We start from the raw sequence: 13,518 nt of genomic DNA on the forward strand, positions 1-13,518 counted from the left end.
AACGGTTAAACCACCCACAACCCCTACCCGGCTGTACGCGACCGCAACATTCCCTGACATGGTTTGTCAGCAAGCGGATAAGGTTTCCAGGCGATACTTAAAGGTTAAACGGTTTGCACTGCCCAGGTTGTTATTTGAAAAATTAAAAAAGAAAAGAGGAATAGCAGGAGTAGGGGTGTGGAAATGTAGAACAACTGCGGTTTTAAATGGTGAGAACTTATGGTAGAGGCGTTCTGCGACGGTTAGGGTTGTTGACGGTCGGGTGGATGGAAGACAGGGTGTTTTTCGCACCAGATTGTTTAGATTTCGAGGGTTGTGACGGTTTGTGGCGATGTTGAAAACTTGTTGACAAATGTGGAAGGGTGAGTCAGTTTGAAATTATCACAATTGTATAAACAAAGGACAGTGCGTAATCAACATTAAATCCCAAAGGCTTCAACAATTCCCCTGTGGTGAATGTGATTTTGTTAACTTGTGTATTTTTTTCGAGTTGCGCCGTCCCCTGGTTTCGTAAGTTTTAGTTTCACACTCGGAACAGGTTCGGGGTTCTTAACATTTGTTGACGGGAGGGAGACGCATGGGTTACGAGTTTCTCCGCCTGGAGAAGAAGAGCGTGGAGAGCGGGTTCCCATACTTCGAGCTCGTCATTGACCGCCCAAAGATGAACGTGCTCAACCGGGAGCTCCTCGTTGAGCTTTCGGAATGCCTGGACGGGCTCGCCCAGGAGAGGTTCTCCGCCCTGATAGTAACCGGTGCCGGACGCGCCTTCGTTGCGGGGGCCGACATCTCTGCCATGAGCGCCATGACGAAAAAAGAGGCCGAGCAGTTCAGCCTTCTGGGCCAGGGCGTCCTCTCCAAGCTGGAGGTGCTCTCGGCGGTGACCATCGCGGCGGTTAACGGCTACGCCCTGGGTGGGGGCTGTGAGCTGGCGCTGGCCTGTGACCTGCGCATCGCCTCGACGGAGGCGCAAATGGGACAGCCGGAGGTGAAGCTGGGGCTGATTCCCGGCTTCGGCGGCACCCAGCGTCTGGCGCGTCTGGTGGGCCCAGCGATGGCCAAGGAGATGATTCTGTTGGGCGAAAACTGTACCGCCGAGAAGTGCCTGAAGATGGGGCTGGTCAACGCCGTAGTGTCTTCGGAGGAGCTTTTACCCCAAGCCAGGGCGTGGGCGAAGGCCGCAGCCGCGCGGGGACCGGTGAGCGTGGCCGCCGCCAAGCGGGCGATACACTCCGGCCTCTGGGGCAACCCGTCGGGCGCGTATAAGGAAGAGGCGTCCGCTTTCGGCTCCCTCTTCGAGGAGCACGAGGCCACCGAGGGGATGACGGCCTTCGTGGAGCGCCGACCGGCGAAATTCGTCGAGTGACGTGGAAATTTCCTGGGTCTGCCTGGATTTCGGCGGGGTGCTGAACGACGACCGCGCGGCGCGGGAGGCCATGATTTCCCTGGCGGCCGAGCTCGTCGGGGCACGCATCGAGGAGGTCCGGTCGGTCCGCCGGGAGAAGGGCTCCATTCTGGCGACCCTGGAGCACTACACGGTTGGACCGGCGGCCTTCGCCGACCTGCGGACGCGTTTCGAGGAGCGGGTTCTTCGCATTCCCGAGGCTACGGTGGCGCCGCCCTACGACGACGTCCCGCCCGCGCTGGAACGGATGAACCGAAAATACCGCCTCGCCCTGGCCAGCAACACCGTGGGCACCGCCCGGCCCTGGCTCGTCCGGCACGGACTGACGGATTTTTTCAGCCTCCTGTTTCTCTCCAACGAGGTGGGTCATCGCAAGCCGCAGCCGGAGTTTTTTACCACATTGATCGCGGGCTGCGGGTCTGAGCCGGGCGCGGCGCTCATGGTCGGCGACCGGACGGACACGGACCTGGCTCCGGCGCTTTCCGCCGGGATGCGGGCGGCGCTCGTCCGCCGATTCCCCCGGCCGCTGCCGGGGTACGAGGAAATTAAGGGAAAGCTCTTCGCCGAGGTGGCCGACCTGGGAGAATTGGCCGACCGGCTGGGGTGCTGATTTAATTTTGGCGAATGGGCCGAAACGGGCGACCGTGGACGGTCGCCCCTACGGGTAAGATCAGCGTCGGGTGGCCGTAGGGGCGGGTGTCCACACCCGCCCGGCGTACCTGTCCCCTCTCCACTTTGGGGAGAGGGTTAGGGTGAGGGGCAGGTTTTAGAAATGCTAAAATACGTACGTACATAGAAGATTCAGTTTTACCTTTGTGGAGTAAAGTGGAAGGTAAGCACACAACCATCAGGGAGCTTGCTGAACGCCTTCGTTGGGATGACGAGCGGCTGCTTAATTACGTGCTAGGAGCACTCGTGAATGCGGGCATTGCACAGTCAAAGTACAATGCCTTTATTAGTTTTGCAGATAGAGAGCACCTGTTATCTCAGATTCAAGAGCTTCGTTCAAAGAGCCCGAAGACGAAGGCGAAGCTTCCGCTCTACGGCGTCCCCTTGGCGGTCAAGGACAACATCTGCTGGAAAGGCGCCCCGACCACCTGCGCCAGCAACATTCTCAAGAATTACCGCCCGACCTACACCGCCACGGTCGTTGAAAGGCTGGAAAAAGCCGGGGCCGTCGTCCTCGGCAAGACCAACCTTGACGAGTTCGCCTTCGGCAGCTCCAACGAGACCAGCGCCTTCGGACCGGTCACCCACCCCCGCGACCCGTCGCGCATCCCCGGCGGGTCCTCGGGTGGGAGCGCGGTGGCGGTGGCCTCGGGCTCCGTGCCGCTGGCCCTGGGGTCGGACACCGGCGGGAGCACGCGCCAGCCCGCGGCATTCTGCGGCGTATACGGCCTCAAGCCCACATACGGCCGCCTCTCCCGCCACGGCCTGGTGGCCTTCGCCAGCTCCATGGACCAGATCGGCATATTCGCGAAAAATCCCGACGATGTGCGGATGGCCTTCGACGCCTGCGCCGGGCCCGACCCTGCGGACGCGACCAGCGTTGCCCCCCCGAAGAAGCTCCCGGAGAAATTTGATCCGTGCACCGGCTTCACCGTGGGGTACGTCCGCGAGCACCGGGGGGCGGAAGGTGTCCAGCCGGAGGTCGCCGCCGCCTTCGACCGCCTTCTGGAAAAATTCGCCGGGATGGGCTGCCGCGTCGTCGAGGTCTCCCTCCCCTCCGGCGTCCACTCCATCGCCGTCTACGTCCTCACCGCCCTGGCCGAGGCCTCGGCCAATCTGGCCCGCTACGACGGGGTCAACTACGGCGTGCGGGTGGAGGAGATGCCGGACGACGTCGTTTTCGGCCCCCGCGCCGACCGCCTGCTCCGGATGTACGCCGCCACCCGGGGCCTGGGTTTCGGCGACGAGGTCAAGCGGCGCATCATGCTCGGCACCTTCGCCCTGGCCGAGGGGTACTACGACGCGTACTACCTGCGGGCCCAGCGCGTGCGGACCAAGATTCGCCGGGAGCTGGACGAGGCCTTCGCCCGTGTCGGTCTCATCGTCTCCCCCACCTTCCCCACCACCGCTTTCAAGCTGGGCGAAATTTCCGGCAAGCCGCTGGCGACCTTCCTGGGCGACATGTTCACCAACCCGGCGAACCTGGCGGGGCTGCCGGCGCTCTCCGTGCCGTGGGGCGAGGATTCCGGCGGCCTGCCCATCGGGATGCAGCTCATGGGGCCGGCGTTTTCCGAGGAGCGCCTCTTCACCGCCGCCGAGGCCCTGGCCGCCGTTAGCGGTTGAGGGTGCGGAAAAAGCAGGCTCCCCTCTCCCTTTTAGGGAGAAACTTGCCTACGGGTTAGGGTTAGGGTCGAGGTTGTGAACGTTAAAGCGGCGGGGATAGGAATCCCCGCCCTACGATTAGCGGATGGAGGTTGATGTCTTAAGGGTGGGTGTGGACCCGCCCCTACGTCATCGCATCGCGAGGCCCGGGGCAGGGTGAGGGCTGCCTTAGAAAAACGGGCTGACCTGAAGGTCGCCCCCTACATCATCGCAAAAAGACGGGCGGGCACGGAGGCCCGCCCCTACGTCATCGCATCGCGAGGCCTGGGGCAGGGTGAGGGCTGCCTTAGAAAAAACGGGCCGACCTAAAGGTCGGCCCCTACGTCATCGCACAAAGAAGGGCGGGCACAGAGGACTCGTCCTACGGCCCGCCCCTACGGAGATCGAGAGGCACGCCCTACTGCATCCCGTCTATCCACTTGGCCCAGGCGTCGCCGTCGTGGGAGTAAATCACCCCGGAGCCGTCTATGCAGTACACGATCCAGTAACCGTCGTTGGAGTCGTAGAAGCAGGACAGGCTGTACGGCCCCTCGCCGGCGCACTTCTCCCCCGCCGCCTCCCAGGTGTCGCCCTGGACGAAGAGCTGACCCACGGAGTTGAGGGCGTAGAAGAGGTAGGCGTTGTAGGTGGGGTCGAAGAAGCCGGAGATGTCGAAGGGCGCCTTACCGGGGACGTTCACGCCCTCGTCCGCCCAGTCATCTACCTGGGCTTTGAACACCCGGCCGGTGGAGTCTATGCACTTCAAAATCCACCGGTCGTCCGTGGTGTCGTGGAAGCCGGTGACGGCGTAAGGCCCCTTGCCCAGGCAGGGGGCGCCGTCCACGCTCCAGTTGTCGCCGTCGAAGTAGAAGAGCCCGCCGTCGGCCGACATGGCGTAGAAAACCGCCGCGTAGAGCTCGGAGTCGTAGAAGCAGGCGAGGGTGAAGGGTGGCACGCCGTACAGCTTGCCGCCCATCGCCGACCACTCCTCGCGTCCCGAGAGCCAGAGCTGGCCGTTGGAGTCTATGGCGGCCACCACCCAGTCGTCCGCGCCGGCGTCGTAGCAGGCGCCCAGGCTGTAAGGGGCCTTGCCCGGGCAGGGCACGCCGTCCTTCGCCCAGCCCTCCTGGGACGCGCTCCAGAGCTGGCCGCTGGAGTCTATCGCGAAGAGGTAGTAATCGTCGTTGACCGAGTCGAAGAAGGCGGCGAAGGAGAGCTCGGGCTTGCAGCCGACGATGAAGACCAGAACGACGAGGCCCGCGAAAATGAGCAGCTTCTTCACGTGTTTCATGGGGCGTCTCCGGCTTTGAGTTGAGTGATTTTCACTATAACCGAGACCCCCCGCCCGAGTCAATTCCGATGAACGGGGGGGCCGGTCCACCGGCGCGCGGTTCGGGGCCTGAAAAAGTGGAGAGGCCGAGCCTATCCCACCATGAGACTGCGTTTCCCGCGGGCCTTCTGTTTGATTGCACATGAAAAGGGGAGAGGCTCGGTTCTCCCTTCCGTGCAATAGCCTTACCGGCGGCAGCGACCGTCTCGATGAATGTAAAAGGGGAGAGGCCAAGCCTATCCCACCGTGAGGCCGCGTTTCCCGCGGGCCTTCTGTCTGATTGTACGTGAAAAGGGGAGAGGCCAAGCCTCCCCCCCGTGCGTTTGGTTTTGCGCTTCTTAGCGATCGTACCTGGACTCGCGCGGCTTTCTCTCGCTCGCTTCATCCACACGGATGGTCCGGCCGTCTAGCTCGGTACCATTCATCTCGGATACGGCCTTCCTTCCCGCCTCGTCGTCGGCAAAAGTCACAAACCCAAAGCCCCGGGACCGACCGGAATCACGCTCGGTGATTACCTTGGCCTCGACTACTTCACCGAAGCGTTTGAACGCATCGCGAAGCGTCTGATCAGTTGTGTCCCAGCTTAAGCTCCCTACGAACAACTTCACTCTCGAACCTACTTTCTTATAGCGCCACGTGGGCGCTCTACCTTGGAGGGATGCCCCTCCTCCCAAAGAACGGCGGAAGGCCGTCCCTCGTTACAACCCTGGCCTGGAAACGACCAGAGCGGGCGTATACTAGCATACACCAATCGCTTTGTAAACAAATAATTTTCGGGAGGGCGTTGGATTCCCCGGTCGGCCCCGTCCGGGCCCTTGACCCCCGGCCTTTTTATTTCGATAATCACCGCATGGTCTGGCCCTTCGTCATCGTCACGGTCGCGGCGCTCCTGGCGGTCTGGCTCGTGCCGGTGCGGGTTCCTCGCCGGGTCGGCCGGGAGGGCCTAGACGTCCCCGGCGCGGTCCGGGCCTACGACGCGATGAGCCGCACGCCGGGCTTTTGGTTGTTGCGGCGGCTGTTCATGCGTCGGCTGGGGCGCGAAAAACCGGAAGGGACGCTGGCGGACGTAGGCTGCGGGCCGGGTTACCTCTTACGGGCCGCGGCGAGGAGATTCCCGCTCCTCCGCCTGGTCGGGGTGGACATCGCCCAAGAGGCCCTGGCCGCCGCGCGGCGCAACCTGGATCCGGCGCGGGTCGAGCTCCTCCGGGGCGGTTCGAAAAAATTGCCCCTCCCCGACGGGTCCTGCGATTTTATCGTCAGCACCCTCTCGCTACACCACTGGTCGCGGCCGGGGGAAATATTTTCCGAGTTCCACCGGGTGCTGAAGCCTGGCGGTCGGTTCCTGGTCATGGACCTCCGGCGGGACGCCCGGGCGCCGGTCCACCTGTTCATCTGCCTGGTCACGGCCGTGGTGGTGCCGCGGGCGTTGCAGCGGATGCGGGAGCCACTGGGCTCCCTGCGGGCGAGCTACACCGTTGCCGAGGCGCGGGGGCTTCTCGCGGACACGCCCTTCGAGGCTTGCGGCGTCGAACGGGGTCCGTTCTGGATGTTTTTATGGGGTGAGAAGGCGGGGTCGCCTAGATAACGCCGCATGACGCGGTGAAAAAATCTACCGCCGCGACGGCGGTTTTTTGTCGGCATTTACGGATGGGGCGTTACTCGTGCGTGACCCTCGTAGGGGCCGGCCTTCAGGTCGGCCCGAAAAATGGGCGGGGTACGGAGCCCCCGCCCTGCGTTTAATGCTGCTTCGTAAGGCGGCAGCTCTGTATGCCGCCCGATGGAAGAGGGTTAGGGTGAGGGTAGGGGTGAGGGGTAAAACGGCGGGGACTAAAGTCCCCGCCCTACATTTTTTTCGGACGCGGGCGGGTAAGGAGCCCCCCCCCTACGCTAACCGTGAGATAGACCCGTAGGGGCGACCGTCCACGGTCGCCCGACCCACCCTTCACCCTAACCCGTAGGCGAGCCTCTCCCCAAAGGGGAGAGGGGACAACACATCCCCGCCTTACAGTTGCGCGCGACGCCGGGAAAATCACGGCGATAAAAAAGAGGACCGACTCGCGCCGGTCCTCCCCGTTACACGGAACGGACGCTAGTACTGCAGCGACCAATCATCGCCGGTGAACTGGTACACCTTGCCGTCGGCGTCAATGGCCATGACGTAGTAGGCGTCGGCATCGGGATCGTAGAAGGCGTCGAGATCGAAGGGGGCCTTGCCCGGAACCTTCGCCCCCACGGCCTTCCAGTCGTCGCTCTCCCACGAGTAGAGGTTGCCCACGCTGTCTATGACGTAGAAGAGGTAAGTGTCGGCGGCGACGTCGTGGAAGCCGGTGATGCGGAAGGGGCCCTTGGCGGCGATAGGCGTGCCCGAGTCCGCCCACTCACCCGAGATGAAGTCGTAGGCCTTGCCGACGCTGTCCACGACCGAGGTCCAGTAGAGGTCGCTCGTCGCATCGTAGAAGACGGTCAGGTCAAAGGGGCCCTTGCCGGGGCAGACGTTCTCGTGAACCTGATCCCAGGCCGAGCCGGTGAAAATGTAGAGCTTGCCGTCGGGGGCCATGGTGGAGATGACCGGCTCGTTGGAGGCGGTGTCGTAGAAGGCGGTCAGAGCGTACTGGCCCTTGGTGCCGATAGGCGCCGCCACGCGCTCCCAGCCCTTGGTCGAGTGCCACAGGGCGCCCTCGCCGTCAACCGCAACCACGCCCCAGGTGTCCGTGCTGGGATCGTGGAAGGCGGCCAGATCGAAGGGGCCTTTACCGGGGCAGGGCTCGCCGTCTACTTCCCATTTGCCCGATTCGAAGTTCAGAAAGTGGAGCTGGCCATTCCCGTTCAGGTAATACAGGAAGCCCATCTTGGCGACCGTATCGTAGAAGGCGGCCAGGTGGGGCGCTTCCGCGACCGCAACGGTGGCCGTCTCCCCGCCGTTCGTGGTCTCAGCGGTCGTCCCATCTCCCGCTTCTCCCTCCCCGGCGCCCTTCTCGCCGCAGCCGAGGATGAAGAGCGGCAGGACGAAGAGGGCGACGAGGAGCGGGTACAAGAGCTTGCGCATGTTTTCCTCACTTTTTGGGGTGGTACAGGGCAGCTTATCCGCTGATTTTAGCCCAGCGGAGTCAAAAGGTCAAAACCGGTCGGTAAGTCCGGCGGTGACCCGCGGAATCGGCTTGCCAACGGGCCGGGTTGAGTGCCGCTATAGCTCCCTCCCCCCTTTGGGGGGAAGCGCGCTTACGGGCGGGGGGGGGTGAAGCGGCGGGGTTAGGAACCGAGCGAAGCGAGCTATGCCCCTGGCAAAACCCCGCCCTACATTCGGGGGCATGGCAGTGGATATATGAACGGGCGGGTCAGGAGACCCGCCCCTACGGCTGCGCGTCGCGAATCCTATCCGTAGGGGCGACCGTCCACGGTCGCCCGCGGGCGGACCGGTCGGTCGGCCCATACGTCATCGCAGCACGGAGCAGGCCGGGGTGAGGTTAAAGGTTTAAAGAACGGCGGCCCGCAGAGGACTCGTCCTACGGGGCCGCCCCTACGTCATCTCAATCCGCGAGGCATGTACGGGGTGAGGGCCGCCTTAAAAAAAGCGGGGACAGAAGTCCCCGCCCAACATTTACGCGCGCACCTAGAACTGGGCCTTGATCGCGCCCCAGGTCGTCTCAGCGACACCGGCGCCCTGCACCCGGAAAGACCAGTAGACAGCCGCCAAGGTGGCGTTGCCGGCCTCGTCCGCCAGACCGGCGGCCACGGTGCAGATGATCGTGTCCGACGGCAGCGGCAGGTCCGGGTCGAAGGTGCAGATGACGTCCAGGGGGTTGGACTCATCAATGGTGAGCACGCCGGTTATCAGGCCGTTGGATTTGCCGGAGGCATAGCTCGCTTCGCTCGGTTTGCCGGCGGCGGAGAGGGTCGCGTCCCCCCCGGACCGGGAAGAGTCCGCGCAGGTGAAGACGATGGTGGAGGTGTCCACCCCGGACATGTCGTCGGTCGCGTGGAAGGTTATGTTAGTCAACGGCGGCACGTCGGTAGACCCGTGCGGCGGGGCCTGACCCGACACCTGGGGCGCCGTGATGTCCAGCTCCTCGATGAGGTTGAAGGACCTGACGCTATCGGCCATGCGGGTGTTGCCCATCAGGGGCTCCTCGCAGCGCACGCTCCAGTACCACAGCCCGGGGTCCAGGCCGAAGGTGCCGAAGACGATTTCCTTGCGGGTGAGAGAGCCCACGTTGAGCTCGAAGGGGTCGGTGAGCTCGGGGTTGTCGGCGAAGAGCATGTAGAAGGTCAGGTCGCCGTCTCCACTGTAGGCCGGCTTTTCCCAGCTGAAGGTCACCCGGTCGCCGATGGAAATCTCGGTGGCGTCGGGGGGCGTCAGGAGATCGAAGGCCCCGATCTGGCTGTCGTAGAGGCTCTGGTCCACGAAGCGGATGCCGAAGACGTCGAAGAGGACCGGCTGCTCGAAGGAGTAGAGAGCGGCCTCGGTGCCCGTGGCGTTCTCCAGGCCGATGGTGGCGCTGGCGCCGGAATCACGCCAGGAATCGCCGATGACGTCGAAGTACTGCAGCTCGATCCGGTTGTTCGTGCCCGGGTACTCCTGCTCGTAAATCTGTATCTGGAACTTGATGGGGTCCGTCGGGGAGGAGTCCGCGAAATACTGGGGCTGGTAGGTGATGGCCAACGCCTGAACCCCATCGTGCGAGTCCTGGTCGAGCCAGATGTTGCCGCCCGTGGTGCCGTCCAGGTCGTCCCACCAGCCGGCGATGACGGCGTTGGGCGCCGCGGGGTCGGGCAGCTGCTGGTTGATCGGCTCGTCCATTCCCGCCTCGGCGAAGCCCACGATGCCGTTCGAGCCCACGTATAGGGTCGAGCCGGCGGGGTAATCCACGCCGCAGAAGCGGACGTCGAAGGGCAGCGAGGTGGTCCAATAGGTGTCGTTGTCGGCCCAGCCCTGGGAGCCCCACTGGTGGAACCACCAGTAGCGGAAGATGGGGTCCGAGGGTTCGGTGGTATCGAAGAAATAATAGCCGGCGCCCGAGCCGGCAAGGTTGTCCTCGTAGCCCGGCGAGATGACGAAGGCCCCCGACGGCTCCTCGGTGGGCGCGCGCAGGGTGTTCGCGGCGAAAACCGCCAGCACGGCGAACAACAAGATGAGGATGCACTTTTTCATGTCCTCTCCTTCACGTTTTTTCCCATGTGATGGTTCTATTCGCAGCAAATACTATACTCAAACATCCCCTCCGTCAAGAAAGCGGGTCGGATTCTCTTTTTTATCGAGGGCCGCGGCGGGGATTGTGGCGTGTCGTGGACAATCGCCACTACGTCATCCCTCTCCCCGTGGGAGGCCTACGAGGCACGGGCAGGGATGAGGGCCGATTTGGATAAATGCGGCGGGTATTAAAGTAACCACCCTGCATTTAAGCGAACAGCGGTGGATGAACCCGGCGGGTGGGTGTGGACAATCGCCCCTGCAGGTGAGGTGTGAATCGTGCGTCAACCTCGTAGGGGCCGACCGACGGCGCGCCGTTTAGGTCGGCCCGCGGGCGGGTCAGGAGACCCGCCCCTACGTCCATCCATTGCCAATCCGACCCGTAGGGGCGACCGTCCACGGTCGCCAGTTTCAACAATTGCAAAACGTAGGGGTCGAACTTCAGGTCGGCCCGCGGGGGACTCGTCACGCGGGGCCGCCCTGCACATTAGGACGGGGAAAACCCCGACGATGGGGCGTTTGACCCCCTCGGGGCGGAGTTTTCCCCGGCGACCGGCCCCTTTCGTTTGTGCTAAAATAGAGGGGATAAAATTACGCAACCCGCGGAGCCAAGATGCCCGACAAGCCTATACTGAGAAAGTGCGCCATGTTCACCCGGGCCAACGAGGCCCGCGCGTCGGGGCTTTACCCCTATTTCCGCCCTCTTTCCTCCATCGGCCCCGAGTCGGTGATGAACGGCAAGAAAGTTCTGATGCTGGGCTCCAACTCCTACCTGGGGCTCAACCACCACCCGCGGGTAATCGAGGCGGCCAAGCGGGCCATGGACAAGTACGGCACCTCATGCGCCGGCTCCCGGTTCCTGAACGGCACCCTGGACATCCACCTCGAGCTGGAAGAAGAGCTGGCCCAGCTGGTAAAGAAACCCAAGGCCCTCGTCTTTACCACCGGCTTTCTGACCAACCTGGGCGTCATCTCCTCCGTGGTCGGCCGCGGCGAGTTCATCGTCATAGACAGCCTGGACCACGCCTCCATCGTGGAGGGCTCCCGCCTATCTTTTGGCAAGATACTGAAGTTCCGCCACATGGACATGAAGCACCTGGAGGAGCGGCTGTTCTGGATCCCGCCGGTGAAGGGCAAGCTGGTGGTGGTGGACGGCATCTTCAGCATGGAGGGGCACATCGCACCGCTGCCCCAGATAGTGGAGCTGGCGGAGAAGTACAACGCGGCGGTGATGGTGGACGAGGCGCACTCCATCGGCGTGATGGGCCCCCGCGGCGAGGGCTGCACCGTCCACTTCGGTCTCACCGACCGGGTGGATTTGATCATGGGCACGTTCTCCAAGACGCTGGGTTCCATCGGCGGGTTCGTGGCCGGAGAAGTAGAGGTGCTCGACTACATCCAGCACGTGAGCCGGGCGCTCATCTTCGCGGCGAGCATCCCGGCCTCGGCGGCGGCGGCGGCACTCGAGGCCCTGCGCATCATGCTCGAGCAACCCGATCTCATTGATAAGCTCTGGCACAACACACGGCGGATGAAGGGCGCCCTCGACGCCTTCGGATTCGACACCTACGGCTCCGAAACCCCGATCATCCCCGTGGTGGTCGGTGAGGACCTGACCGCCTTCAAGATGACCCGGCTCCTCCAGGACGACGGCGTCTTCGTCAACCCGGTGATCAGCCCGGCGGTGCCGCCCGGGGGCGCCCTGATACGGATCAGCCTCACCGCGGCCCACTCCGACGAGCAGATAGACCGGGCCATCGAAGCCGTCGGCAAGGCGGGGAAGGCGCTGGGCATCATCTAAGCGGATCCGGCTAGTCCGTGGGGCGGTTAGACGGGCTGACTCCTTGTAACCGGGACCCGCGGGGTTCGACGAGGCGGTTTGACGGGCTGACTCCTTGTAGTAACCGGGACCCGCGGGGTTCGACCACCGGCCGAGGCTTTCACGGGCGCGACCGGCGACGGGAGCCCCGTTCTCCGATAGGACTGAGAGAGCAGCTAAACGCCGAACCGGAGCCGGTTCGGCAGGTTTTACCCGGCGACGAAGGGCAGGCTTAACCCGGAGGCGACTGCAGGTTTTTCCGCCGAGGAGGCTGCCGCCCGACGTCGGCGCCCGGACCATCTTTTCCGGGTGGAGGATTTCCAAGAAATACACTATAATCCGGTCGAGAATGTAGTTTCGTCCGAAACGTTATTTTCGACCGGATATATGTAGATAGGCCCGTAAACCCATGCCCGACAAGGAAAAGAAGCTAAAGAGGAAGCTGGTCGGCGGCCAGGCCGTCATGGGCGGCGTCATGATGCGCGGTCGCAAGAAGTGCTTCATGGCCCTCAAGAGCCCCTACGACGGGCGTCTGGAGATATCCGAGCTCCCCCTGCCCCACTTCTTCCACTGGAAAATCTTCAGGTGGCCGTTCTTCCGCGGGACCTCCATGCTCCTGGACTCCGCCGTCCTGGGCACCCAGGCGCTCACCGCCTCGGCCAACTTCGCCGAAAAGGAGGAGGAGAAGGTGAAGGCCGCCGAGGAGGGGAAATCCTTCGACGGTATAGACGAAAAGCCGGGGCTCATCTCCGGCAAGCGCGCGGCGTTCCTGCTCCTGCCCAGCCTCTTGATCGGCGTGGCGCTCTTTATCCTCGGCCCCCTGTGGGCCGCCAAGGGTATCCTTTCCCTCTGGCCGGCCATCGGGCCCGAGGGGGGCATCTGGTTCAACCTCATCGAGGGCGGCCTGCGCGTCATCGTCTTCCTTCTGTACCTCATTCTGATCCGGACCATGAAGGACGTCCGGGACCTTTTCCGCTACCACGGCGCCGAGCACAAGACCATCGCGGCCTTCGAGGCCGACGAAGAGCTCACCCTCGCCAACGTTTCCACCAAGAGCCGCCTGCACCCCCGCTGCGGCACCGGCTTCCTCGTCTTCATGCTCATCGCCCTGGTGCTGGTTCACTCCGCCGTCTTCGCCATCCCGGCGCTTCAGGGCATCTACTTCGTGTACGCGGCGCTCATCCGCATCGCCCTCATCCCCCTCGTGGCCGGGGTGGCCTACGAGTGGATCCGCCTGGCCGGCCGGCACCCCAAGTCGAAGCTCATGCGTATCTTCGTCGCGCCGGGGCTGGCCACGCAGTTGCTCACCACCGTCGCGCCCGAGGAGCGTCACCTGGAGTGCGCCATCGCCGCCTTCAAGGCGGTCATCGAGGCCGAGGGCGCCTTCGAGGACCCCGACGAAAAGCGGCCCATCGCGGCCTGAACCGGTGTGAGTTTTTTTCACCCTCGTAGGGGCCGACCGACGGCGC

The 13,518-nt window shown here is 63.6% G+C and carries 11 protein-coding genes; 7 read left to right on the forward strand and 4 right to left on the reverse strand.

Annotation, left to right across the window (positions count from 1 at the left end; translation table 11 throughout):
- The 4 genes from NTW26_08820 to gatA form a co-directional block, all read left to right on the forward strand.
- The coding region (locus NTW26_08820) for a hypothetical protein (protein ID MCX7022355.1) at nt 1–226 on the forward strand (226 nt) is incomplete at its 5' end.
- Nucleotides 227–577: 351 nt separating this feature from the next.
- Nucleotides 578–1,363 (forward strand): enoyl-CoA hydratase-related protein, encoded by a 786-nt coding sequence (locus NTW26_08825; GenBank protein MCX7022356.1) that lies wholly within the window; start codon nt 578–580, stop codon nt 1,361–1,363.
- A 1-nt stretch (nt 1,364) separates the two neighbouring features.
- Nucleotides 1,365–2,012 carry an HAD family hydrolase gene (locus NTW26_08830; protein MCX7022357.1) on the forward strand — a complete coding sequence of 216 codons (648 nt, stop codon included), beginning with the start codon at nt 1,365–1,367 and terminating at the stop codon, nt 2,010–2,012.
- Nucleotides 2,013–2,317: 305 nt separating this feature from the next.
- Complete coding sequence (gene gatA / locus NTW26_08835; GenBank protein MCX7022358.1) at nt 2,318–3,694, forward strand: Asp-tRNA(Asn)/Glu-tRNA(Gln) amidotransferase subunit GatA; 1,377 nt, start codon at nt 2,318–2,320, stop codon at nt 3,692–3,694.
- A gap of 436 nt (nt 3,695–4,130) precedes the next feature.
- Here the strand turns inward: gatA and NTW26_08840 are convergent, their stop codons facing one another.
- Entirely contained in the window at nt 4,131–5,003 is an 873-nt protein-coding gene (locus NTW26_08840; protein ID MCX7022359.1) for a hypothetical protein, read from the reverse strand.
- A gap of 377 nt (nt 5,004–5,380) precedes the next feature.
- Nucleotides 5,381–5,650: an RNA-binding protein gene (locus NTW26_08845; GenBank protein ID MCX7022360.1), complete on the reverse strand. Its 270-nt coding sequence runs from the start codon at nt 5,648–5,650 to the stop codon at nt 5,381–5,383.
- 242 nt (nt 5,651–5,892) lie between these two features.
- Between NTW26_08845 and NTW26_08850 the strand changes: the two genes are divergently transcribed.
- Nucleotides 5,893–6,627 carry a class I SAM-dependent methyltransferase gene (locus NTW26_08850; protein MCX7022361.1) on the forward strand — a complete coding sequence of 245 codons (735 nt, stop codon included), beginning with the start codon at nt 5,893–5,895 and terminating at the stop codon, nt 6,625–6,627.
- 504 nt (nt 6,628–7,131) lie between these two features.
- On the opposite strand, the gene NTW26_08855 is transcribed toward NTW26_08850, so the two are convergent.
- Both NTW26_08855 and NTW26_08860 read right to left on the reverse strand, forming a co-directional pair.
- Nucleotides 7,132–8,088, reverse strand: coding sequence for a hypothetical protein (locus NTW26_08855; GenBank protein MCX7022362.1), 957 nt, complete (start codon nt 8,086–8,088; stop codon nt 7,132–7,134).
- A 564-nt stretch (nt 8,089–8,652) separates the two neighbouring features.
- Nucleotides 8,653–10,191: an Ig-like domain-containing protein gene (locus NTW26_08860; protein ID MCX7022363.1), complete on the reverse strand. Its 1,539-nt coding sequence runs from the start codon at nt 10,189–10,191 to the stop codon at nt 8,653–8,655.
- A gap of 652 nt (nt 10,192–10,843) precedes the next feature.
- On the opposite strand from NTW26_08860, the gene NTW26_08865 reads away from it, so the two are divergent.
- Nucleotides 10,844–12,031, forward strand: a complete 1,188-nt coding sequence (locus tag NTW26_08865; GenBank protein ID MCX7022364.1) for an aminotransferase class I/II-fold pyridoxal phosphate-dependent enzyme — start codon at nt 10,844–10,846, stop codon at nt 12,029–12,031.
- A 427-nt stretch (nt 12,032–12,458) separates the two neighbouring features.
- Entirely contained in the window at nt 12,459–13,472 is a 1,014-nt protein-coding gene (locus tag NTW26_08870) for a DUF1385 domain-containing protein (protein ID MCX7022365.1), read from the forward strand.
- The last annotated feature ends 46 nt before the right edge of the window (nt 13,473–13,518 follow it).

Source organism: bacterium (assembly GCA_026398675.1).
Taxonomy (GTDB): Bacteria; RBG-13-66-14; RBG-13-66-14; order RBG-13-66-14; family RBG-13-66-14; genus RBG-13-66-14.

Excerpts from the sequence above, each read along its gene's own strand:
- NTW26_08825 (MCX7022356.1), top strand. The coding sequence starts at position 578 with ATGGGTTACGAGTTTCTCCGCCTGGAGAAGAAGAGCGTGGAGAGCGGG.
- NTW26_08840 (MCX7022359.1), bottom strand. The coding sequence starts at position 5,003 with ATGAAACACGTGAAGAAGCTGCTCATTTTCGCGGGCCTCGTCGTTCTG.
- NTW26_08850 (MCX7022361.1), top strand. The coding sequence starts at position 5,893 with ATGGTCTGGCCCTTCGTCATCGTCACGGTCGCGGCGCTCCTGGCGGTC.
- NTW26_08855 (MCX7022362.1), bottom strand. The coding sequence starts at position 8,088 with ATGCGCAAGCTCTTGTACCCGCTCCTCGTCGCCCTCTTCGTCCTGCCG.
- NTW26_08860 (MCX7022363.1), bottom strand. The coding sequence starts at position 10,191 with ATGAAAAAGTGCATCCTCATCTTGTTGTTCGCCGTGCTGGCGGTTTTC.
- NTW26_08865 (MCX7022364.1), top strand. The coding sequence starts at position 10,844 with ATGCCCGACAAGCCTATACTGAGAAAGTGCGCCATGTTCACCCGGGCC.
- NTW26_08870 (MCX7022365.1), top strand. The coding sequence starts at position 12,459 with ATGCCCGACAAGGAAAAGAAGCTAAAGAGGAAGCTGGTCGGCGGCCAG.